This window comes from Pseudalkalibacillus sp. SCS-8, from assembly GCF_040126055.1.
Classification (GTDB): domain Bacteria; phylum Bacillota; class Bacilli; order Bacillales; family Fictibacillaceae; genus Pseudalkalibacillus; species Pseudalkalibacillus nanhaiensis.
The window spans coordinates 1,104,184-1,125,122 of the sequence record NZ_CP143541.1 but is presented as its reverse complement, the minus strand read 5'-3'; the positions used below and the strand labels follow the sequence as shown (position 1 = coordinate 1,125,122).

The following is a 20,939-nucleotide window of genomic DNA, read 5'->3' as shown; positions in this document are numbered from 1 at the left end:
AACTTGTCCTCCGTTAGATCAATTTCGCCATATAATATTCATCGACGAACTCTCCGTCGACCTTCATTGAGTGCCGCTTTACACCTTCAATTTCAAATCCCGCTTTTTTATAAAGCGCAACTCCAGCTTCATTGTGCTTCATTACAGTCAACTCGAGTCGATGCACGCCCTGCTCCTTCGCCCATTGCTCCAACCTCTCGAACAGCAGTGTACCTAAACCCTGACCGGTCCACTCCTGAAGAATGCCTGTGGCAATATACACAGAATGACACTTCCTTCGTTGCGGAGATCCGATTGCCACAATGAATCCGATGAGCTTCTTTTCTTCCTCAATGACAAAAATCGTCGAGTAAGGATCATGGGAAATCGATCGGATCTTTCTGGCTTGCTCTTCCACGGTCGTCATCCGTTCATCCGCCTCGAAAAGCATGAGTTTCGTTTCACGGTCCAGCTGTTTGTTTAATTGTAAAAAAGCTTCAGCATCAGATTCTGTTATATGTCTTATCTCCATGATATCCTTCCTCCTTCTTTGGCATGTGCCTCTTCTATTTCTTTACCCACCGCTAAAATTCCTTCCAAGGATTGGGATTGATACTTTGTCCATTGTTTCAAATCAACTGGATAGTGGAATCCTAATCATTAGGTATGTTATTCAGATAGGGGTGCAAGGAACATGAAAACATTGACGAACGACCTTCTCGAAGAGCTTGTCGTTGAATGCAAGCCCTATTCAAGAGAAGGAGAGGTCGTTAAAGATATACCTGGACAAGATGCAGTCGACCAGAATAAACTCGGCGTCTGTATCATTGATATGGACAACCAGATCTATTCTGCCGGTGATTCCGACATGAAATTCACCCTGCAGAGTGCTTCGAAAATCGTCAGTCTCATGATGGCACTTGATGACTTTGGAAAAGAAGAAGTGTTTCAGAATGTGGGGATGGAACCGATGGGTGACTTTTACAACTCAATCAGTCACCTTGAAGCCCATGATGTCCAGAAGCCGTTCAATCCGATGGTCAATGCAGGAGCCATCGCGGTTGCCGCCATGATCAAAGGAAAAGATCTTGAGGAAAAATTCGAGCGGGTCCTGAAGCTCTTGAGGAAGATTACACACAACAATTCGTTGAAATTGAATGAGGAAGTGTATGAATCCGAAAAATTGAAAGGTGATCGCAACCGCTCCCTCGCCTATTTCATGAAAAGTACAGGGGCGATTGCGCATGACATTGAAGAATCACTGGATCTGTATTTCAGAATCAACTCGATCGAAGTGACAACCACAGATCTCGCGAAGATCGGAGTGTTCTTCGCCAATGGCGGGCGTTCATTGAAAACTGGAGAACAAATCATTTCGACCGATCACATCTGTACGATTGAGGCCATCATGATGACTTCAGGTATGTATAATGAGGCTGGAAAATATGCGGTGGAAGTTGGATTTCCAGTAAAAAGCGGCGTGAGCGGCTGTGTGATCGGATCCGTTCCGGGCCGCTATGGAGTAGGTATCATCGGGCCCGCAATTAATAAAAAGGGGAACAGTACCGCAGGCGGAGAACTGCTGCAAAGGATATCCAGGCATTTGGATTTAAATATCTTCTCTGTCATACGAAAAGATTGACCGATATGGATCGGTCAATCTTTTTTTAAGTCTGATGGGCTTTTTTTCGATAGAAGAAATAAATGAGCAGAGCGAGAACCACTGCAGCAAAGCCATACAGCTGAACTTCATCAAGGAAGCCTTTAATCGATTTCAAGTTCCCCGTACTTCCAAGCCAAAGCATGGTCATCGTCCATGGGAAAATGCCGATAAAGGTGAGAACTCCGAACTTCCACATATTCACGCGACTGACGCCTGCAATGTATGAAATATAGTTTCCAAGGCCTATTGGTCGTGTCAGGGCAATACTCCAGCTTCCGCATTTCTTGAACCAACGCTGCGCCTTTTCAATCTTTCTCGTCTTCGTCTTCTCCTTCAATTTATCCTCCAATTTATTCCCGATCCCGTAAGGAATATAACTGAATACCGTGTAAACTACACTGGCTAGAATTGCGTACCAGATCAATTCTCCTATACCCGGATTCAGAAAATACCCGAACGTCAGCGTCACAAGCCCACCTGGGAATGGTACGGACGATGCTTCTAGCGCCACACTGACAAGCAATCCCCACAAGCCGAACTCTTTTATTAGATTTATGACAAATTCAAACATAATTTTCCCTTCTTTATTAGGTAATGTGAATCAACATGTAATCTACTTTTCACTAATCCACCTCTGTTGAAACATAAAAAAATGTTAAAGGAATTATTTGGAATATGTCGAACATTGGTATATCCAAAAATTACTAAAATAGGGGTAGAGATTATTGGAGAAAAAACGAATATTTATGGGGTTGTTTCTTGTAGTGCTTTTAGGAATTGGTACTTTTTTCGTTATCACTCAGCCACAATTACGATCTGTATTTGGCTTACCACCTAAGCTCGATGAAGTGAACACGGCCTATAAGGTTGATGTGAAGGTCGCACCGCATACGAAATCAGCACAGGTATCCATGACGATCCACACGAAAAATGATACCGGTAAGGTTCAAGACCGGATTTACTTTCAGGTTCTAGCCAACAAATTGAAGGATTTAAAACCGCTTAAAGGTGAAGCGTGGGAAAGATATCTCGGCGATTCTCCATTGCCAGGAGGATTGGATTTTAAGGAAGTCACCGTAAACGGAGAAAAAGCCGACTATTCCATGAAGGATACGATGATGGAAATCCCATTGGAGGAAAATTGGGAGCTGGACGAAAGAATAAAAGTAGAGATGACATTTGATGTCAGTGTCCCACGTACTGACGGCATCTTCTCCTATAATGAAGGAAACATTTACTTCGCAGGATGGCTCCCGACAAGAGCGATATTCAACGATGGCGAATGGTACATGAGTGAATTCATTCCGATTGGAGACACAAGCTATAATGATCCTGCCAATTACGATGTCACAATCACAGTTCCGAAAAGCTATCAGATTGCAAGCACGGGTTCAGAAAGAAAAGATCCTGAAATAGAGGGCAGAAATAAAACGTTCTATGTAAAAGCTGAAAAAGTTCGGGAATTCATGATGAGTGTTTTAAATCGTACATACGAGCACTCAAATGATGAGATTAATGGAATTAAGATCAAGAGCTGGTATACACACCGGACAAAATTCGGCCATAAAATTTATCATTATAATGTGAAAAATGTTTTACGTTATTTCAGTGAAAAATATGGCGAATATCCGTACGATGAGTTTGAGATCGTCCCCGGCTACAAAACGCTTATCGGTATGGAATTTCCAGGATTGACGATGGTCAAAACCGAATATTATGGCAGTGGAGCTGGTTTTTTCCATACTACCATCACACATGAAATTGCACATCAATGGTGGTACGGAGTAGTTGGCAACAATACCTTTGAAGACCCATGGCTTGATGAAAGTTTGGCCACCTATACGACGATGCAATATATGAAAGAAGAGTTTCCTTATGTCATAGACGAGTCCATTGATTTTTATCTGGAAAAGACATCTGAATTTGAAGAGTTAACGAAAGAAGGACATAGCATCACGTCATCGACTAAGGATTTTATGGATTCAAACCGGGATAAATATGGACCACTTATCTATGCAGTCGCAACGAATATGTTCTATCAGCTTGAACAGGAAATCGGAGTTGATAAGATGAACGAAGCTCTACGTGACTATTATCAGAAGAACAAATTCGGACAAGGTACCCGCGAGGAATTAATCGAATCATTCAAAACAGTCATCGGACCAGAAGCAGAAGAGTATTTCAGCAAGTGGCTCGACGACAAACAACCTGTGAAGCTCGCAGATATCAGCTGAAAATGAGGACATTTCGCAAAAAGTACAATAGATAATTCTAAGGTTAACAGGTATATTTGTGTGGCACTACACAAAAAGGCTTAGAGGGAGATCCTTCCTCTAAGCCTTATAATTTAGGGTTTCTCATAAAAGCATTCGTCTTAGCTCATCCGCCCTTTTCTTTGGATCTGCTTCATTATTTAGACCTGAACAGCTAATTCGTTCATAGGATAAAGAAACATTGAAAGGGGATAGAAAATGAGCTTTCCTTTTTATGGGGGATTTAGTTTAGCCTGGCCAATTGTTGGTTTAAGCCTACTGTTTGCGCTCGTCATCATCATTTTCACGTGGGCGATCGTCTTCAAATCGTTCAAACTCTTTTTTTAAAGAGGATCTTCTCTAAAATAAATGGCGTATCCCTTTAAGGATACGCCGAACTTTTAATATAACGCAAAGTTCAATTCTATTTCCTCAGCCTCATTTGTGTAAATCCTAATATTATAAGTGCCTTTTTCTTCAATAATACCTTTTTCAGTGGAGAAGTGATTTCATCTTGCATCCCAAACATAAAGTATTTAATTTCTTTATAATATCGTCCTTTCAAAAGGTTGTACAGTCTTTACCTTAAGTAGTACAAACTCGTGTATAAAATATTGAAAATTTACACATTAAGACCACTTATCAAGAATTCCGCCTAATCTACTTTTAAGACGAATGCGTAAAACGCACTCCCATGTGATCCATTTTTCTTTTGTTCATCCTTCCACCAAACTCCATAAGAATAATAGTACACCCCCTGTTTTTGCGGGGCAGTAAATTGATTATCTTTTAACGGGACTTCCTTTTTATTTTCATCAACAATTTGTACAAGATGAAATTTATTTGGTTTGGGCTTATAATCTATGTTTAACGAGATCGTTTCCCCAGATCTTACATGAATAGGTGTTTTTCCTTTTAACATTTCAAATGGACCAACAGCATCTGCACATGTATTTTTCCAACAATATGTACCAAGGGTGGTCCTATATTCTTCATTTCCGATTTCTATTGTAGCTATTGGTGGCTTCTGTCCTGATAAAGATTCATCTGAACATCCAATCATAATAATAAGCACGATTAACATACTAATTGTCTTATACATCCCAGTTCCCCCACCCCACCTATTCCATTAAACTGCCTTTTGTTGAAAATAAGCTCTAGTTCTTCCATTATTGATGTAATTTCTTCCTAAAAAAGAAAGAGGACAACAGTATAGCGGGACCGAGCGTTAGAAAGGCGATTGCAAATGAGCCTGGAAACTGGAAGGCTTCATTTCTCGTCTCATTTATTAATAGGCCAACCCCTAAAACAATAAGGAGAGCTCCTACTATCATGTTCACTTTTCCTATTACAGAAAGGCTTTTCAAACTTATCTCCCCTCTCTATTTATAGCCTTCAATGCTTCCTTCGCTTTAGAAACATCCTTTTTGAAGACTTTAATTTTATGTAAAACAGGCCCGGCAAATTGGATTGATGTGTTGTCACCAGTGACAACACGATAGTCTACAATCCCTGCAGCTTCTATATTTTCTTTTGCCTTCAAAAGTTTGCCCGCGTCACGAGTTGTAAAGACCACCAGCATTTTTCTTGAAAACATACGACGAAAAAATTTACTCTTCATAAATGACGTTTCCTTGTTGATCGAAATATTTATAATTCCTAAACGTATATCCTTCTTTCGAAACGGGGATCTCCAGCCAGGATACGGTTGCTTTACCGACCTCAAAGGATTGTTCAACGAGCTGTCCATTTACATTTACCTGCATCTTCGCAATTTCATTTTGATCATTCGTCACAACCATGATTTTTACGTCATGGGTATGGATATGCAGGAAGAAGGAAGAAAAGGAGGAGCCCTGTCTTTTCTCAATATGGTTCCACATATAATTACCGTCTAGATTCTTTGAGAATTGGATATATGCGGGTTCATTGTTCAACAGGAATGGAACGATCCGTTCGTCATCGATATCAATGATTTCTAGGATCGTGACAGCTTGACCTTTATAGCCATCAATGGATTGAATTACACTCATGATCGAGTCTTCATCATTTCCATATACACGATCTGTCCGGTCTGAGAAAAACAGTGCACCTATGAAGACGAGTACAATTGCAACTGCCGAATAAATTAGAGTGTTTTTATTAAGATTCATAATCTACCTTTCTACACGTTCATTTTAATTTTGCGGTGGAGATCAAGAAGACGATTTCGAGCTTCTTCCCCTTGTTTGTGATCATCGAGTTCTGTGAGGAACAACAACGTCAGCATCACCGTCGTATCATATTGATACAACCATTTAACTAAGTCGGGTACACGATCCATTTCAGATCGGAAAGGGGTGTATCCTTTCACGAACTCCTCATTGAGATATCCATAAACTTTTATTCTCATCAGCTCTAAGACCGGATCACCAATCATTGCATTGGTCCAATCAAATACAGCCTTAATCCCCTTTTTTCCAAAAATCAGGTTTTCAGGTCTGATATCAAGATGCAAAAGCCTGTTTTTGGTCGGAAAAGCTTGAAAGATGCTTTCAAGCTCGGATGGCTCTGGGATAGGCAATCGATGACCAAGCACTTGCTCAGCTGCCTTCGTCCGTTCTACAATTCTGTGTGGAAGGACGTGATGGGCGTTTTGGAGAAAACTCGTGGTTGAAGGCTCAATGTTATGTAACCTATACGTAAAGCTTCCAATCTCTTCATTCAGGATCACCACGTTCTCTTCATGGGCGATAAACGCTTGAATGATAAAGTCTACGCGATCACTTTTGTGAAAAGCATAGATTTTTGGAGCAGGCAACCCCTGAGCATAACAAAGCTTTGTTAACTCATATTCTTTCTCCAGACCTTTCCGGGACTCGATTTCTCCATTCACTTCCGTTCGTACCCAGGGAACCCTGATGACGACGGTTCCCCATTCTTCAGTCGTCGCGCTGAACACACAATTTTCCACACCAGATGCAAATGGCGTTATGTCTATGAGACTACATATTTGTTCACATTCCTTTTTTACAGCTTGCAGCAATAGATGTATGTTATGTTTCATTAGCAGCTCCTAATCTCGCTTCCTACATATTGTTAATCCCGTTTTCATTAAAGGTATGGAGGAGTTTTTTTCGCTTAATAAGTAGAATTGTAATAAGTGTGAGCAGGCTGATCCCGAGGATACCGAACCCTAGGGCAATACCCAGAAAGAATACAAACTCGGACGTACCCCACGTAAAATATCCCCATGCGATGATCGCTACCACATCAATTGCGATGACCATTGCACACGAAATAAAAGTTTGTGGTACGAACAACCCCGTCTTCCTGATCATGAATGAACCATATTTATAACTTACGAAAAAGCCGCCAATCAGACTCACAATATAGACAATCAGTCCCAAATCCATTCCACTCATACAACCGCTCCTTCAATCAGAGGAAGTCCCTCTTATCTAATGGGTATAGGCATAAAAAACAAAAAGGATAATCCCAATAGTGATTAATGAAAATGAAATCATATATTCTTTTTTCTGATTACCAAGCCATGAAATAAATAGAATGATAGCGACTACAATGACGATGGCTGGTATTATCCAGAACCAAATCAACTGCTCGATGAAAATACCTCCACTATTACGATCTTCTTCTAGCGTTCCTAGTATCTGTATGTTCCAAATAAGGCTGATACATCATGATGGCATAATTTTCTGCAATGAATTCATCGTCAAGTTGGACGTTTTGACCATTATAGATTCTACGGCGGATTGTATTATTGCGGATGTAGCTTCCCCAGTAAGCCATCTGTATGTGGTGAGACCCTTCATATACTTCATATCGGTATAATTGGGGATTGCTACAACGCCATTCGCCTATTAAATAACCGTCTTTCAATTTCAGGGACAGTTGATAGGTGTTAGCTGATGGGTTATGTATTTGTAAATCCATGTAGTTATAGGAACAGGTGGCACCACTACCGAATGGCTGCGTACGGTTACTATCCGGAAATACATCAAAGCTGTGGCGATGTCGTTCCGTTATTTGAAGAGGTGTATGGAGCGTCATCCAAAAGATCAAATTGGACAATTGACACAGTCCACCACCGATACCGGGCATAAACTTCCCATAATGAAGGACCATCCCTTCAACGTACCCTTTACGACGAGTTGGCTTTCCTATACTTCGCCAATACGAAAACGTCTTCCCGGGCTCAAGGATCAACCCGTCCAATTGCTTGATTGCAATCTGTAGATTAATAATCTTGTTGTGTTGGTACCACATATCTACATTTTTCAATTGTCGGAGCAATGGAGTACAGTGTGTAATTGCTTGATAGGAAAGTCTTTCTTCGGATTGTTGTCTGGCATAGCTTTTATGTTTTAGCACCCAAATCCATTTACGCTTGTATGTATAATAAATTTTCCCGAGTGTAATTCGCAGTTTTGATCGTTTTTTCGGCCTGACGTTTTCTAAATTCATGATCCACTCCCTTGCGTCTTATCAAACGTTTTCCAGCTTTCTTTCATCCGCTCGTTTTTTCCATGTATGGATCATGCACGTCATACCTGCTGTCATGCTTCCGATGAAACTCCACATCACATACCGCCATTCACCTGTATAGATTGCTACACCAATGAAAAAGACAAGCTGTCCCACTAGAGCAAACCACGAAGCGATCCAAGCCAACTTCAAATTTTCTTTCACTACCCCACCTCATCATCTTTTTTACAATTATTTCAAACTATGTGCATTTACTCAATCCTTAATTTGATTTTTACGCTAGAAAATATGTTATTTACTTTATAGAGTAATTAAGTATACAATGGAAAGTAATAACGGAGAGGGGTGATTTTTTGTTTGATCAAAAGAGTGTTCAATTTGATATGGATCAATTAGAAGAGGATTTTGGTTGTTTATTAGAGGATTTTGCTCATGCTTCCACATTTCCGGAACAGGAAAAATGGTTCAAGGAGTTAAATGATCTACGTTTCCTTTTTGAAACCAAGCAAAACGAGGCAAGACTGAAACACTACAAGGATATGAAAGATGTACATGCTCAAAAGGAATTCGCCGAAATTAACCGATATGACTCTCGTTACATGAAGCTTGTTGGGGACTATTACGAAGCCCTTTTGACAGCTACATTCAGAAATGAACTCGAAGACCATTGGGGGCAGCAATTGTTTCGTCTTGCAGCATTAAAACAAAATACATACGCACCTGTGATTGACGATGACCTTCGAAAAGAAAACGAATTGGTTATGGAATACCATGCAATATTTGGCAATGCTTCTATTGAATTTCAGAACGAAGAACTCAGCTTATCTGCACTCACGCCTCACTTAACCTCTCCAGACCGGAACATACGAAAGATGGCCCATCAAGCGAAATATCAATTCTTCGCCGATCATGAAGACCAGTTTGACAGAATCCTAGATGAACTCGTACACACACGACATGCAATGGCAATAAAGTTAGGGTATTCCTCTTTTACTGAGCTTGGCTACCGGAGAATGAACCGCACCAGTCACACCCCTGAGGATCTGAAGATATACCGAGACCAAGTGAAGACGTTGGGAGTCCCTTTTGTATGTGACCTCCGAAAATCCCAACAACGAAGAATCGGTGTGGAATCATTGAAACACTATGATGAGAACTATCTTTTTGGTGACGATGCCCCTTCTCTTAAAGGCCCAAGTGGAGAAATCCTCCAGCATATGCAGAAATTGTTTGCGGAGCTTTCACCTGAAACAAAGTCCTTCTTTGAAGAAATGACCGCTAATGATCAATTGGATTTCACGCCACGTCCTCATAAGGTCGGAGGAAACTTCGCCACATATCTTGGACCTGAAAAATCGCCTTATATTTTTGTGAATTTATATGGAATTCCTGATGATATTCGCGTTTTTACACATGAAATGGGCCATGCATTCCAGTTTCATATGTCCAGACATTGGAACATTCCTGAATACATTATTCCGTATGATTCAGCTGAAGTGTTTTCATTTGGCATGGAACGTCTGGCATGGCCCTGGCTGGAGTACTTCTTTGGAGCAGAGACGGACCGGTACAAATACATTCATTTAATCAGTGCCTTCTTATATATGCCAGTTGCAAGTGCGGTGGATGAGTTTGAGCACTACTTGTATGAAAAACCGACAGCTGCAATTAATGAGAGGAAGTCAAAATGGAGAGAACTCGAGCAAGCTTATCTTCCATTCCGGGACTATGATGACAATGTGTTTTTAGAGGCGGGAACGAGTTTCTATGAAATCGGCCATTTGTTCACGACTCCATTCTACTTTATGGATTATGACCTTGCGCATTTTTGCAGTGTGCAGCTATGGAGAAAGCAACTGAATTTTCACGAGGAAGCATGGAAAAGCTATTTAGAAATGTGCCTCAATGGCGGAAAACTTCCTTTCAATGAGTTGATTAGAGGGGCGGATATCCAATCACCCTTTGAAGAGAACAGCTTGGAGCCTTTGTTGGAGGACGTCAAGGAATGGATTATTGATGCAGAAAAACAGCTGAAATGATAACAGACATATAAAAAAGGTGCGTTCTTCATCAACGCACCTTGTTATTTACATGAAACCGTCCAGTTGATTGTTAAGAAGTCTGTTTGGACTTCCGGTTCCATATCGTTATGTATACAGGATTGTTTTGCTTTTTCGAGAAAGTGGAGGTTCGATAAAACCGCCATGGCGAGTAAGGATAGGAGGAGACCTGCCACTATATACTTCCTATGCTTTCTTTTCATATTCCATCCCCTTTTCATTGCATCCGTTCACGATTGTGCAGTACTATGCTTTCCAATACGTGAATCTTTTCAAAGTCTTTCGCATTATTTTTCGTCCTTCGGTAGCCATCTTCCGATGATCTTTTATAGACCTTCAAGTAGTCATTTGCTGATAATAACCGATATATAGTCCCACTATCATTTTTTTCGGTTAATTGTCCCGGATCTATACCTGCAAATGGCCAAAGATCCTCTTCAAACGAAAAACCGATCTCAAATTGCTCTTTCAAAAACTTATGCTCGTGAAGATCCACCAAGGTGTAACCCAGTTCTTCCATCTTCTTCTCTAACGTCGTCCACTCAGGCTTAATGTATCTGAACGGAACCAGAATATCAATGTCCTGTGGTGAAAATGTTAATCCTGTAACTTTTTCGAGTCCTAATGACCCATATAGGATAGGCGTAATCTCGAGATCATCGTTCAATTTCTTCGTCACACGTAAAAATTCATTATAAAGCCGGTCACTGTTCAAACAATCCCTCCTCTAGCTTATCTTAACAACGAAAGCAAAACTTTCATAACCTTCTTCCCACTCAATGAGAATATCATATGCGTAAATCCCAGCTTCATCAGGCAACTGGAATGTATAATCGTGAACCTCAGAACTCTTGATAACCTCATCCCCCACCCATTGTTGAAGCGTCATCTTTAGTGGAGGATCATTAAAAAATTCAACTTTCAGTTTAGAATTTTTGTTTACCAGTTCTGGGTCCTCTAACATTATTTGCATACGTTCCGACATTTTTTCTTGATATACTTGATTAAGGCTTTTTCCATTAGCCCCTATACAATAAAGGTCATACTCACCATTGATAACGAAGTCAGGTGGCTCTTGAATATATGCTTGTTTGAAAACTTCTTCTTGTTGATTACTTTTCTTTTTAAACCACTTCATCTTGTTCTCCTTATTACTAAGACCTTCCTTTAATTATAGTTGGAATCCAACTCGTTAACTACTAGCAGATATTTACACACATTTAAAAGCAAAAAGCATGCCCTCCAGATGGAGTGGCATGCTTCCGATTTTAATAAAGTCCCATGTGGCGGTTCTTCCCTTTCAGTAGCTGGAAGACCCCATAAAGGAAAAGGCCGATTGCGACAGCTCCGAGCATGATTTGTCCGAACGGCTGCTGAGCAATTTTAGCAAGAGCACCATCCAGGCCGACAACCTTGTTTGAATCAGCGGTGAGCGCTGTCTGGATAAGGAAATATCCGATGATCGCAAAGGTGATTCCCCTGGCAATCAATCCGAGCTTTCCGATTTTCTTACCGATCCTCAACTCTTTTGAACTCATTTCGCTTGTTTTGAATTTCTTTGCGAATTTTTCTTTATAGCCGTTAACCATTTGTTTCAGTCCAAATGAGATGATGGATGCGCCGAGGATCCCGATAATCCACACACCGAAAGGCTGACTCATCAGTTTCGCAGTCCAGGTTTGCTTTGAGCCACCGGAACTCCCTGCGTGCATGGCGATTTTAGATGCTTTTAACGCCAAACCTCCGTACACGACACCACTGATGAAATAGCCAAGGCGGGTGAATATGCCTTTCATGCTCGTTCCTTTGTTTTCAGGATCCCAGAAAGTCTGGATCATCCGCCAACAAACATAACCGACAAGACCTACCGCCACGATCCAAAGCAGCACTTCCCCGAATGGTTTGCTAGCAACTGATGAGAAAGCCCCACTCGAGTCAGCGGTCTTCCCGCCAACGCCTGCTGCGGCCATCATCGATAAGAGACCGATAAGTATGTACACCGATCCTTTTGCAAAATAGCCGAACCGCCCGAACCAACGGATCCATGGTTTCACATCGTTTTGTGCCTGCCTTGCTTTCTGATTTGTTTTCGCTTTTGCTGTGACTGTATCGAACATAAAAACGTCTCCCTTCGATTGACGGTAACCTATTGCCATAAAGATACCCGCAAATGAATCGTTAGAAACTTTGTAGGATCGAGATACTAGGTTTACAGACCCAATAAAAAGAAATAAAATGGAAAACGAAACCAATTTAGTACAGGGGGTTTTTATGAAGGCGAAGTTCATGTCATTACTTGTTCCAATGGTAATGACACTTGTACCGATGGGATATGAAAAAATGCAGACTATTGAAGTTGAATCCAAGCTAAGTACATATACAGAAGAGAAATATGATTTCAAGGTTGACCTTGAGGAGCCTAACGATTTACATTACGGAAATGACCAATACATCTATCACATGGTTTCCCCGGAACGTAAGCCTGAGCTCATTTTCGGAATTGCGATCGAAAGGGATTTTCGAGGTGACGGTTTTGAGATCATTAGTGACGATTATGATTTGGGGCAGAAAGCTCACAAAGAGTATGAGAAAATCAAACCGTTTCTATCTGAAATGAATGATCTCGGATTTAAAAGGCATTCCGATTTCAGTTATGTAACGTATCATAAGCTAGATGATGGAAGAATCGAGTATTACTTGAATTTAAAAGAAAAAGGGAATTACGGGGTGGAAAAGTTTAAGAATGGCTGGGAAGAAAAGTATTTCAATCTGGTGGAAATAATTAAGGCGACGGGGGCGGATATAAATTATTTTCGCATTTTGATGGACTATAAGGAAGAAAATGATCAGATGCCGATTTTCTTTCCCAATTCTCCAAATATAAACAACGCAAAAGAATTGGCTGTTCTTATAAAGAAGAATCATCCTGAAAGCTTAGCAAGTTTTGAGCTTGTCTACCAATTGGAGGAAGAACTGGACAGTTTAGAAAATGAACGATATTCCTTTGAAGGAGCCCATCATGCAGAGGAACTCGGGTTGTTATGCGGAAGGGTAGATGAACAAGGGGATTGTGTGGATTACCGATTTTTTGTGAAATATGAGAAAGGTGGTCTCACAGCTGATAACCCTTATCTAGAGGACGATTTATACAGGATCATGGAAGGACTTGATAAAATCGTCGGATCCGATACGAAATATTATGTCACACTGATTGATCACAGCCGCTCTAGAGAAGGATTCACAAGTGACCAGCTCAATAGTCGTGAGGATGTTCAACGCTACATCCAGGAGACGTTTGAATAACATTAGATGGGAAGGAACTTCATAATTGAAGTTCCTTTTTTCATACATTCATAAAAGCATCGGGATATTGGACGACACCCTCCACGCCGGATAGAGCACCTGGCTTCAGTTCGAGGGCCATAAAGACTTCTTTCGGAACGTCGAACGGAGGTTTGATGCTCTTTTCGCTCGCGGGTGTGAAACCGAATCTCGGATAATACTCTGGATGGCCGAGGACGATTACCGATTTAAAGCCCAATTTTCCGGCTTGCTTCAACCCCTCTTCAACGAGTGCAGATCCGACTCCTTGATTTTGCTTGGCAGGAGTGACCGACATAGGTGCAAGAGCGAGGCTCGGTACGTACCCCTGTTCCGTTTTGATGACGATTTTACTGAAAAGAATGTGTCCGATGATTGCTTCATCTTCCGTTTCTGCCACGAGTGAAAGCTCCTGTACGAAGGCATCGGACGAACGCAACGCTTCAATCAGCTTCCCTTCGTTTTCCTGATTGAAAGCAAGGTCATTCACTTGCTTGATTTTTGCATAATCCTGGGGTTTTTCTGCCCGAATCGAGTACAAACTCATCATCCTCCCTATAAAAAGAAGAGCAGGTTCTCCATTTTCACTGAAGATACCTGCTCTTGGCTGATTTTTGAAGCGATTTTCGAAATTATCTACAAAAATCAAAAATTATCTACAAAAATTCGAGATTATCTACAATTGTGCATCTCAACTCGATTTGCCGTATTCAGCTTAACTGGCCGCATCTCAGCGTAGCTCAACTAAAACGCCCTACTCCAATCGAGTAGCCGGTTCTCTCGCTGATAGCAGTCGGTTGACCTCTTCGTCGTCCTTCAGGCGTTCCTTGCGCACCCATTGGAAGAATACATAACCGAGTACGGCGCCGTAAATAATTTCCTGCATGACCTTCATGATGATTCCGCCAAGCTTCTGATCCTCAAGCGGCGCCATCGGAACGAACTGACTGTACAATTCTGGTGAAACCGGTCCACCGAGCTGCAAGCACAATCCGAGTGCATAGGACCATGTCGCAGGATTTGTGTATGTTTCATAAAGCATGGAATCAGCAAAAATGATCAACGCACAGGCTGGGGTCAGCAATACGCCATTCCCGAAAATGTACGCGACTTTCTTCAAACCGAACATCGTATCCCACTCTGGAATCGGGCAAACCATCGGCCACCACATGATGAGCGATGATACAAATAGAACCACCAGGAACAAGATGTGCTCCGTGTAATTGACCATCAGATAGTCAAATATGATAGGGAAATGGTAAAAAGAAAACAGCATGTTGAACAGGATTAATGCGACGAGCGGTTTCGTCAACACCGCGAGCGGACGAAGGAACCCGCCACGCTCCATTAGCGGCTTCAGCATCCAGCCTGGTGTCCCATACAAGAGTAACGGCGGGACAAGGAGGAAACAAACCGCCATCTGCACCATGTGGATACTGAACATCAAGTGCGAGATGAGATAAAGCGGACCGCCGAAACCGACATAGAAAAAGATCGCGCCTGCGATGAACGACACCTTCTTTTTCCAGATGACCGGCTCAGCATTCTTGACCTTCGAAAGCCACGGCCCTGTGTACATGATATATAGGAAGATAACAATCAGCGTTCCAGCTAGGAAAAACGGGCTCCATAGCTGACTGAAACTAAAATTAGTTGTGATTTGATCCCACATTCTAACACCTTCTTTTCAGCACGACAGCAGGTCAATCCTGCTGCAGTGCTTTGATATCCTGAATGACTTCTTCGTCGTCCTCGTTCGAGCGGTTTATCCCATCATAACGGGTCAGGACCGTTCCTGATTGATCAACTAAGTAAAAGGCCGTTCCATGTGTCACCTGGTCATTGTCCTTCGGCTTTTGAACAATCGTCTTGAAGCTTTCTTTTGCGAATGCTTCAATTTCTGACTGATCATAGCCCGTCAAGAAATGCCAATTCGAAAAATCAGCACCATGCTTTTCACCGAACGCCTTCAACGCTTCAGGTGAATCGACCTCAGGATCGACACTGAAAGAAACGATCTGGACATTCTCCAAACCTGCTTCTTCTATGTTTTTCTGTAAGCTCGCCATATGGTTCGTCATCGGCGGGCAGACCGTATTACAATTCGTGAAAATGAAGTTCGCAATCCAAACCTTGCCTTCAAGATCCTTCAGACTGACAGACTCCCCATTCTGGTTCGTATACTCAAACGATTGGACTTCAAAGTTATAATCATCCGGTTTTTCTAAGCCTTGTCCGCAAGCTGCCAGCAGCAAAAGGACAGACATGATACTGAGCATAGAAAGTATTTTTTTCAAAACGAAGTCTCCTCTCCAGCACCACTATTGTCATTGTATCCCTGTGCAGGCGCTCTATTCAAGGGAAGAATGGTACAAACCAATGACAATTTACTCGGATTTCGTGACCGTTACCTGTTTTTTCGGCATTGTGTGCATGCTGCGTGCTGTCACATGGGACTGAACGACGTATTTTCCTTCCGCATCAAATGACGTCTTAATGGAATACATCCCTTCCCCATCATGTTCGGCTTTCACCATTTGGCTGCCGTTCTTCGATCCTTCCTTCCAGATTTCGAACATCACTTCGTCCGCATCCTCAACCGTTTCGTCTCCTTGCGTCACTTTCGCGGTGAACGTGACCTTTTCACCCTGATTGACTTCTTGCGGACCTTCAACCTTCACTTCCAAAGCCTCCATGGACATGTCATCGCCGTTACTTTCATGTTCACCATGCTTTTCGTCTCCATTGCCGTCGTGATCCTCCCCTTGATTCCCACATGCGGCCATGATCAACATCAATGCCAACAATGGCAGATATACCTTCATTTTAGTCATATGTATACTCCTTTTCTTTTTCATGAAATTGTTACCATCTTAACCGTATAAAAAAATCTTTAAACGAACAAGGCTTCGCCTGTGAAGGTTTCATGACAAAAAAAGAGGACATCCCCTGTATTTTGGTGACCCCCTCTAACCGCTACGAATTAATACAATTTCTCGTTCTTTTCCCAGGACTCGACCATCTGATGCGCCATCCCAGGTGGATACCCTTTACCAAGCAGGTAGCTGATTGCCGCCACTTCAGTCATCGCATGATGATAGGACGTATGCTTCGCTTCCTTCATTCCATAATCGACCCACTTCTTCACTTGCATCAACGTTTCGTGCTTCAAGTGATGGCCAGGATGATGGTGATGTTGCATATAGTGCGGACTTCCGTGGTACATTTCATGATGATGGTGGTGGGACATCGGTCCTTCCATATGATACGGCATGGATTCTTCCATTTGATAGGACATCGATTCGTCCATCTCGTACATCCCAGGCCCCATTTGAAAAGGTCCTCCCCATGAATCCTTTTGCTTTTTCTTTTTGAACATGCTTGACACCCTTTCCTGTAATTCAAACCTCATCCTCATCATATGCCCCGTCTCCCCTTGTGCGAAATAAATCCACGAGCACCCATAACAGGCTGTTTAAGATGGAACTTGTCCCCATATACTAACAAGAGATTTCCACTAAGGGATGATTCTAGGTGAAACGGAAAATGCTGACCTTCCTGATTGTACTTTTACTTCTATTAATAGCTGTATATTGGTCCGGGTTCACAACCGACGCGAAGGAAATGAACGACCGTCCTTCCCAAAAGACGACTGCCAAGCCTGTCGTCGTATTGGTCGTGGATTCGTTAATGGATAAGCCGTTGAAACAAGCGATCCAGAGCGGAAGAGCTCCTGCACTTCAATTTTTCATGGAAAAAGGAACGTATTATCCGGAGATGATCAGCTCGTATCCAACCATGTCCGTTACAATCGACAGTACGATTCTGACTGGCACGTATGCTGACGAGCATAAACTTCCCGGACTGGTTTGGTATGATCAAGCAGATAATCGAATTATCAATTACGGCAGCGCGAGAGGGGAACTCGTACGACTCGGGCTTAAAAACGCTATAAAAGACGGTGTATATCGTATGAACCATCACCATTTGAGCCGGAATGTCCAAACGGTCCATGAAGAACTGCATAGAGCCGGACGACAATCGGCCTCCATCAACGGGATGATCTACCGTGGAGATATCAAGCATCCACTAGCTGTCCCCCGCGCTCTTTCGAGGTTCAACTTTTTGCCGGAGGAGCTGGTCGTTGAAGCGCCGGATCTCTTTGTCCTCGGCAGTCTTTCACACTACGATCCAATAAATAAAAAGAATGCTCAAGCATGGCAAAGCTTTGGTATGAATGATGCTTTCACCGTCCAAGAACTGAAAAACCTCGTTCACAAAGGAAAATTGCCTTCATTTACGTTAGCCTATCTTCCCGATCTGGATAAACCGGTACATCAAAAGGGAGCAAACGACTTGAAAGGAATTGAAAAGGTCGACAAGGAATTACAAAAGCTTTTAGACAGCTTCGACTCGTGGGAGGAAGCGAAGGAGAAGGTGGTGTGGGTCATTATGGGAGATAGCGGGCAAACCCCTGTGAAGGAAAAGCACGACAACGCGCTGATCAAGTTACCTTCGTTAAGTGAACATTTCACTGTCGAGGTCGGTACAGGTCAAATCAGCAAAGAAGATCAGCTTGTCCTCGCTTTAAATGAACGGATGGCATACATCTATCTGTTGGATGACGATCTCGCTTATGAGGATGTGCTTTCAAGATTAGAGTCTGATGAGCGAATCGGATGGATCGCTTGGAAGGATGACGAAGTGAACCATGTGCAATCGGGTCAAACAAGACTCCGCTACAGTAAAGGTGGAGACCTTGAAGATGAATACGGTGTATCGTGGAAAATGGAAGGAGACCCGACAGTCCTTGACCTTTTTATCAACGGAGACCAAAAGATAAAAAGCGGCGATTACCCGGATGCGCTTTCCCGATTGTACGGCGCTCTCCACTCCCAGGAAGGACGATTTCTCATCGTGGATGCAAAGCCAGGCTATGAATTCGCGACGAAGCATTCACCGACACATGCCGGTGGAGCAAGTCACGGCTCCCTGTATTGGGAGGATTCCCTCGCCCCGATGATCGTCGTAGGGACAGATGAACGTCCTGCTACAAACCGTCACGTTGATCTGAAAGACTGGTTTCTACAACTGACAAAATAAGAGGCTGATTCAGGTCAGCCTCTTTTTCCTTGTACTTATGTTGTAAAATGCTTACCTTCAAGAGCATCGATGTAACGTCTGGCAGAGCGTTGGACTGCTTCGTTCGCGTTTTCACGTACAATTTTATGAAAGGCATTATAAATTCGATTGAATGCTAAAGGCTCTACACGGCTTGCGATGTCTGCAACTTTATCCGCCGGCAGCGGAATGAGGTTCGGGTAGCTGTACATGAAGCTTACCCAATTTTGATCGGCAACAACCTGGATGATGTCTCCCGTCAGTAAGAGACCTTTTCCATCATTCCCGTTCGGCCAGTGCAAAACGGCCCCACCTGAAAAATGGCCGCCAAGTCGGTTCAGGGTAACGCCCTTATCAAGCTCAAGCTTTTCTCCGGACCAGAATTGAATCCTCTCTGTCGGCTCCATCACCCATTGCTCGTCATCCCCATGGATATAGATCGGGGCATCGAACGCCTCGGCCCAATCGGCAATCGCGGAATAATAATGTGGATGGGAAAGTGCAATGACATCGATTCCTCCGAGCTCATTGATTTGATCGATCGTCTTCTGATCCAAGTATGTAATACAATCCCATAGGACGTTATAGCCGTCCTCTTGTATAAGATACGCCGTCTGTCCGATCCCGAATTGCGGCGTCGTTTTGATGCTATATAAGTTGTTTTCCTCATTTACAATTTCGTTCGAATACGTTCCACTCTCACGCATGGCGTTCAATGTCGTCCATTCCTGCCCATTCGGATTCACGTACTGTCGTTCTTCCTCACAAATCGGACAGCTTTCCGGCTCCATCTCCCTTTCCGGATACTGAACACCACAAGTCGTACATACGAATTTCGTCATAGCCGCTTCTCTCCCCTGTCTCTTTTCTGTAACTGCTTCTCTATGATATCGCATTATTCTGAAAAGAGAAAACCGCCAGCTGGATGAACCTTACTACGACTTTGGGAGTAGATGGAAATGGAAAAGGTTGACCAGATTTTTTATCCAGTCAACCATTTAAGCGTTTTTCCTTATGAATTAACGAGCGTTCGGGAATATGCGTCTTGCCATTTCGTTGAATTCTTCGAACATGCCTTCAATCGGTTCACCTTGCTCGACGCGGTCGGCATAATCCCCTGTGCGATTGAAGAAATCAGGGTTTGTCGAGACGTATACGTTATCGATGTCAGGGTCAGTCGCCTTCACTTGTTGCGAAATTTTGCGCTCAAGGTCACGCGTGATTTCACCCTTCGTGTTCATCTTAAGCTCAGCTGCGACATACGCGTTTTCATCTGTAACAAATACGTTTGCATCTTCAACTTCTGGTAAATTCGCGATTTTTTCTGCAGCTTTATCAGCGATTTCGAAACGGTTATTTCCATTTACACCGTTGTTATCCTCATCATTGATAAGACCGCCGTTTTCATTGATATTCTGTGTTTCAGCACCGTCACCATTACCATTGTCCATGTCATCGTTATTGTTACATGCAACGAGTGACGTACAAAGTACACCTGATAGTAACAAGAATTTTGCTTTGTGACTCCATTTGACTCCCATGAGAAATCCTCCTTAGATTTAGTCGGATTTAGGATTAGATTTTGTTGGGTATTTTATACATTGTTAATGGAAATTCATTCATCGTATGGAGTTGCTTACAGTAACGGACAATATAAATGCTCTTCCAATAGAGCATTTTAGGCTGGAGGTGTCTTCCATGCGTCAAAGACAAAGTATGTGGCTTCCTCTGATCACAGGTATCGGAATCGGTGCAGCCGCTTCCAATATGATGAGAGGGAAAAACATGAACCTGCAAAACTTGGCTATGATGGTCCCAGGACTGAGCCAGTTACTTGGCAATACTGGTTCTGCAGGAACTGCTGGAACTACTCATGCTACGGGTACTACTGGAGCTATGGGCGGTACAGGGACAAGCACGTCTGGAATGACCGGAACGAATAACGCTTCCGGTATTGCTAATACTGCAATGAGTGCAATGTCCAATACGCAAAAGCAATAGCTTTTCGGAGCCTGCCTTTTTAGGTGGGCTCTTTTTTTATTTGAAAGGGTTTCAAGC

General features: G+C 42.6%; 27 protein-coding genes. 7 read left to right on the top strand and 20 right to left on the bottom strand.

Annotated elements, in window-relative coordinates; all coding sequences use genetic code 11:
* Nucleotides 1–13 precede the first annotated feature (13 nt).
* Nucleotides 14–511: a GNAT family protein gene (locus V1497_RS05840; RefSeq protein WP_349410039.1), complete on the bottom strand. Its 498-nt coding sequence runs from the start codon at nucleotides 509–511 to the stop codon at nucleotides 14–16.
* Between the two features lie 162 nt (nucleotides 512–673).
* On the opposite strand from V1497_RS05840, the gene glsA reads away from it, so the two are divergent.
* On the top strand, nucleotides 674–1,621 hold the full coding sequence (glsA, locus tag V1497_RS05835) for a glutaminase A (RefSeq protein ID WP_349410038.1): 948 nt from the start codon (nucleotides 674–676) through the stop codon (nucleotides 1,619–1,621).
* Between the two features lie 25 nt (nucleotides 1,622–1,646).
* Here glsA and V1497_RS05830 read toward each other — a convergent pair whose 3' ends face one another.
* Entirely contained in the window at nucleotides 1,647–2,213 is a 567-nt protein-coding gene (locus V1497_RS05830) for a DedA family protein (RefSeq protein WP_349410037.1), read from the bottom strand.
* Between the two features lie 154 nt (nucleotides 2,214–2,367).
* On the opposite strand from V1497_RS05830, the gene V1497_RS05825 reads away from it, so the two are divergent.
* Both V1497_RS05825 and V1497_RS05820 read left to right on the top strand, forming a co-directional pair.
* Nucleotides 2,368–3,876, top strand: a complete 1,509-nt coding sequence (locus V1497_RS05825) for a M1 family metallopeptidase (protein ID WP_349410036.1) — start codon at nucleotides 2,368–2,370, stop codon at nucleotides 3,874–3,876.
* A 237-nt stretch (nucleotides 3,877–4,113) separates the two neighbouring features.
* Nucleotides 4,114–4,242: a hypothetical protein gene (locus tag V1497_RS05820; protein WP_349410035.1), complete on the top strand. Its 129-nt coding sequence runs from the start codon at nucleotides 4,114–4,116 to the stop codon at nucleotides 4,240–4,242.
* Between the two features lie 307 nt (nucleotides 4,243–4,549).
* Here the strand turns inward: V1497_RS05820 and V1497_RS05815 are convergent, their stop codons facing one another.
* The 7 genes from V1497_RS05815 to V1497_RS05785 form a co-directional block, all read right to left on the bottom strand.
* A complete protein-coding gene (locus tag V1497_RS05815; RefSeq protein WP_349410034.1) occupies nucleotides 4,550–4,996 on the bottom strand; it encodes a hypothetical protein in 447 nt (148 codons plus the stop codon).
* A 267-nt stretch (nucleotides 4,997–5,263) separates the two neighbouring features.
* A complete protein-coding gene (locus V1497_RS05810; protein WP_349410033.1) occupies nucleotides 5,264–5,515 on the bottom strand; it encodes a hypothetical protein in 252 nt (83 codons plus the stop codon).
* On the bottom strand, nucleotides 5,505–6,047 hold the full coding sequence (locus V1497_RS05805) for a hypothetical protein (protein WP_349410032.1): 543 nt from the start codon (nucleotides 6,045–6,047) through the stop codon (nucleotides 5,505–5,507). The genes V1497_RS05810 and V1497_RS05805 overlap by 11 nt, the downstream gene beginning before the upstream one ends.
* An 11-nt stretch (nucleotides 6,048–6,058) precedes the next feature.
* Nucleotides 6,059–6,940 carry an aminoglycoside phosphotransferase family protein gene (locus V1497_RS05800; RefSeq protein ID WP_349410031.1) on the bottom strand — a complete coding sequence of 294 codons (882 nt, stop codon included), beginning with the start codon at nucleotides 6,938–6,940 and terminating at the stop codon, nucleotides 6,059–6,061.
* A gap of 22 nt (nucleotides 6,941–6,962) precedes the next feature.
* A complete protein-coding gene (locus V1497_RS05795; RefSeq protein WP_349410030.1) occupies nucleotides 6,963–7,298 on the bottom strand; it encodes a hypothetical protein in 336 nt (111 codons plus the stop codon).
* Nucleotides 7,299–7,515: 217 nt separating this feature from the next.
* Entirely contained in the window at nucleotides 7,516–8,358 is an 843-nt protein-coding gene (locus tag V1497_RS05790; protein ID WP_349410029.1) for a VanW family protein, read from the bottom strand.
* Nucleotides 8,359–8,379: 21 nt separating this feature from the next.
* Nucleotides 8,380–8,583 (bottom strand): hypothetical protein, encoded by a 204-nt coding sequence (locus tag V1497_RS05785; RefSeq protein ID WP_349410028.1) that lies wholly within the window; start codon nucleotides 8,581–8,583, stop codon nucleotides 8,380–8,382.
* Nucleotides 8,584–8,732: 149 nt separating this feature from the next.
* Between V1497_RS05785 and V1497_RS05780 the strand changes: the two genes are divergently transcribed.
* Nucleotides 8,733–10,418, top strand: a complete 1,686-nt coding sequence (locus V1497_RS05780; RefSeq protein WP_349410027.1) for a M3 family oligoendopeptidase — start codon at nucleotides 8,733–8,735, stop codon at nucleotides 10,416–10,418.
* Between the two features lie 44 nt (nucleotides 10,419–10,462).
* On the opposite strand, the gene V1497_RS05775 is transcribed toward V1497_RS05780, so the two are convergent.
* The 4 genes from V1497_RS05775 to V1497_RS05760 all read right to left on the bottom strand — a co-directional run bounded on the left by V1497_RS05775 (nucleotide 10,463) and on the right by V1497_RS05760 (nucleotide 12,556).
* The gene (locus V1497_RS05775; RefSeq protein ID WP_349410026.1) at nucleotides 10,463–10,642 is read right to left on the bottom strand and encodes a hypothetical protein; all 180 of its coding nucleotides are present in this window, start codon (nucleotides 10,640–10,642) and stop codon (nucleotides 10,463–10,465) included.
* A 14-nt stretch (nucleotides 10,643–10,656) separates the two neighbouring features.
* Complete coding sequence (locus tag V1497_RS05770; RefSeq protein ID WP_349410025.1) at nucleotides 10,657–11,154, bottom strand: hypothetical protein; 498 nt, start codon at nucleotides 11,152–11,154, stop codon at nucleotides 10,657–10,659.
* Between the two features lie 12 nt (nucleotides 11,155–11,166).
* Entirely contained in the window at nucleotides 11,167–11,577 is a 411-nt protein-coding gene (locus tag V1497_RS05765) for a hypothetical protein (RefSeq protein ID WP_349410024.1), read from the bottom strand.
* A 130-nt stretch (nucleotides 11,578–11,707) separates the two neighbouring features.
* Nucleotides 11,708–12,556, bottom strand: a complete 849-nt coding sequence (locus V1497_RS05760; RefSeq protein WP_349410023.1) for a DUF1206 domain-containing protein — start codon at nucleotides 12,554–12,556, stop codon at nucleotides 11,708–11,710.
* Nucleotides 12,557–12,710: 154 nt separating this feature from the next.
* Here V1497_RS05760 and V1497_RS05755 point away from each other — a divergent pair, with 154 nt between their 5' ends.
* Nucleotides 12,711–13,742, top strand: a complete 1,032-nt coding sequence (locus V1497_RS05755) for a hypothetical protein (protein WP_349410022.1) — start codon at nucleotides 12,711–12,713, stop codon at nucleotides 13,740–13,742.
* Nucleotides 13,743–13,782: 40 nt separating this feature from the next.
* Here V1497_RS05755 and V1497_RS05750 read toward each other — a convergent pair whose 3' ends face one another.
* From V1497_RS05750 to V1497_RS05730, 5 genes are all read right to left on the bottom strand, one after another.
* Nucleotides 13,783–14,301 (bottom strand): N-acetyltransferase, encoded by a 519-nt coding sequence (locus tag V1497_RS05750; RefSeq protein ID WP_349410021.1) that lies wholly within the window; start codon nucleotides 14,299–14,301, stop codon nucleotides 13,783–13,785.
* A gap of 213 nt (nucleotides 14,302–14,514) precedes the next feature.
* Nucleotides 14,515–15,432, bottom strand: coding sequence for a cytochrome c oxidase assembly factor CtaG (gene ctaG, locus V1497_RS05745; protein ID WP_349410020.1), 918 nt, complete (start codon nucleotides 15,430–15,432; stop codon nucleotides 14,515–14,517).
* 31 nt (nucleotides 15,433–15,463) lie between these two features.
* On the bottom strand, nucleotides 15,464–16,039 hold the full coding sequence (locus V1497_RS05740; RefSeq protein ID WP_414703630.1) for an SCO family protein: 576 nt from the start codon (nucleotides 16,037–16,039) through the stop codon (nucleotides 15,464–15,466).
* A 108-nt stretch (nucleotides 16,040–16,147) separates the two neighbouring features.
* Nucleotides 16,148–16,594, bottom strand: coding sequence for a FixH family protein (locus tag V1497_RS05735; protein WP_349410018.1), 447 nt, complete (start codon nucleotides 16,592–16,594; stop codon nucleotides 16,148–16,150).
* A gap of 149 nt (nucleotides 16,595–16,743) precedes the next feature.
* Nucleotides 16,744–17,139 (bottom strand): hypothetical protein, encoded by a 396-nt coding sequence (locus V1497_RS05730; RefSeq protein WP_349410017.1) that lies wholly within the window; start codon nucleotides 17,137–17,139, stop codon nucleotides 16,744–16,746.
* Nucleotides 17,140–17,294: 155 nt separating this feature from the next.
* Between V1497_RS05730 and V1497_RS05725 the strand changes: the two genes are divergently transcribed.
* A complete protein-coding gene (locus V1497_RS05725) occupies nucleotides 17,295–18,863 on the top strand; it encodes an alkaline phosphatase family protein (protein WP_349410016.1) in 1,569 nt (522 codons plus the stop codon).
* 35 nt (nucleotides 18,864–18,898) lie between these two features.
* Here the strand turns inward: V1497_RS05725 and V1497_RS05720 are convergent, their stop codons facing one another.
* Entirely contained in the window at nucleotides 18,899–19,723 is an 825-nt protein-coding gene (locus tag V1497_RS05720) for an MBL fold metallo-hydrolase (RefSeq protein WP_349410015.1), read from the bottom strand.
* Between the two features lie 177 nt (nucleotides 19,724–19,900).
* A complete protein-coding gene (locus V1497_RS05715) occupies nucleotides 19,901–20,422 on the bottom strand; it encodes a YhcN/YlaJ family sporulation lipoprotein (protein ID WP_349410014.1) in 522 nt (173 codons plus the stop codon).
* 157 nt (nucleotides 20,423–20,579) lie between these two features.
* Between V1497_RS05715 and V1497_RS05710 the strand changes: the two genes are divergently transcribed.
* On the top strand, nucleotides 20,580–20,882 hold the full coding sequence (locus V1497_RS05710; RefSeq protein WP_349410013.1) for a hypothetical protein: 303 nt from the start codon (nucleotides 20,580–20,582) through the stop codon (nucleotides 20,880–20,882).
* The last annotated feature ends 57 nt before the right edge of the window (nucleotides 20,883–20,939 follow it).

Bases quoted from the DNA above. Each gene is read 5' to 3' on its own strand.
- V1497_RS05840 (WP_349410039.1), bottom strand. From the start codon at position 511: ATGGAGATAAGACATATAACAGAATCTGATGCTGAAGCTTTTTTACAA.
- glsA (WP_349410038.1), top strand. From the start codon at position 674: ATGAAAACATTGACGAACGACCTTCTCGAAGAGCTTGTCGTTGAATGC.
- V1497_RS05830 (WP_349410037.1), bottom strand. From the start codon at position 2,213: ATGTTTGAATTTGTCATAAATCTAATAAAAGAGTTCGGCTTGTGGGGA.
- V1497_RS05820 (WP_349410035.1), top strand. From the start codon at position 4,114: ATGAGCTTTCCTTTTTATGGGGGATTTAGTTTAGCCTGGCCAATTGTT.
- V1497_RS05815 (WP_349410034.1), bottom strand. From the start codon at position 4,996: ATGTATAAGACAATTAGTATGTTAATCGTGCTTATTATTATGATTGGA.
- V1497_RS05810 (WP_349410033.1), bottom strand. From the start codon at position 5,515: ATGAAGAGTAAATTTTTTCGTCGTATGTTTTCAAGAAAAATGCTGGTG.
- V1497_RS05805 (WP_349410032.1), bottom strand. From the start codon at position 6,047: ATGAATCTTAATAAAAACACTCTAATTTATTCGGCAGTTGCAATTGTA.
- V1497_RS05800 (WP_349410031.1), bottom strand. From the start codon at position 6,940: ATGAAACATAACATACATCTATTGCTGCAAGCTGTAAAAAAGGAATGT.
- V1497_RS05795 (WP_349410030.1), bottom strand. From the start codon at position 7,298: ATGAGTGGAATGGATTTGGGACTGATTGTCTATATTGTGAGTCTGATT.
- V1497_RS05790 (WP_349410029.1), bottom strand. From the start codon at position 8,358: ATGAATTTAGAAAACGTCAGGCCGAAAAAACGATCAAAACTGCGAATT.
- V1497_RS05775 (WP_349410026.1), bottom strand. From the start codon at position 10,642: ATGAAAAGAAAGCATAGGAAGTATATAGTGGCAGGTCTCCTCCTATCC.
- V1497_RS05765 (WP_349410024.1), bottom strand. From the start codon at position 11,577: ATGAAGTGGTTTAAAAAGAAAAGTAATCAACAAGAAGAAGTTTTCAAA.
- V1497_RS05760 (WP_349410023.1), bottom strand. From the start codon at position 12,556: ATGTTCGATACAGTCACAGCAAAAGCGAAAACAAATCAGAAAGCAAGG.
- V1497_RS05755 (WP_349410022.1), top strand. From the start codon at position 12,711: ATGAAGGCGAAGTTCATGTCATTACTTGTTCCAATGGTAATGACACTT.
- ctaG (WP_349410020.1), bottom strand. From the start codon at position 15,432: ATGTGGGATCAAATCACAACTAATTTTAGTTTCAGTCAGCTATGGAGC.
- V1497_RS05740 (WP_414703630.1), bottom strand. From the start codon at position 16,039: ATGCTCAGTATCATGTCTGTCCTTTTGCTGCTGGCAGCTTGCGGACAA.
- V1497_RS05735 (WP_349410018.1), bottom strand. From the start codon at position 16,594: ATGACTAAAATGAAGGTATATCTGCCATTGTTGGCATTGATGTTGATC.
- V1497_RS05730 (WP_349410017.1), bottom strand. From the start codon at position 17,139: ATGTTCAAAAAGAAAAAGCAAAAGGATTCATGGGGAGGACCTTTTCAA.
- V1497_RS05720 (WP_349410015.1), bottom strand. From the start codon at position 19,723: ATGACGAAATTCGTATGTACGACTTGTGGTGTTCAGTATCCGGAAAGG.
- V1497_RS05715 (WP_349410014.1), bottom strand. From the start codon at position 20,422: ATGGGAGTCAAATGGAGTCACAAAGCAAAATTCTTGTTACTATCAGGT.
- V1497_RS05710 (WP_349410013.1), top strand. From the start codon at position 20,580: ATGCGTCAAAGACAAAGTATGTGGCTTCCTCTGATCACAGGTATCGGA.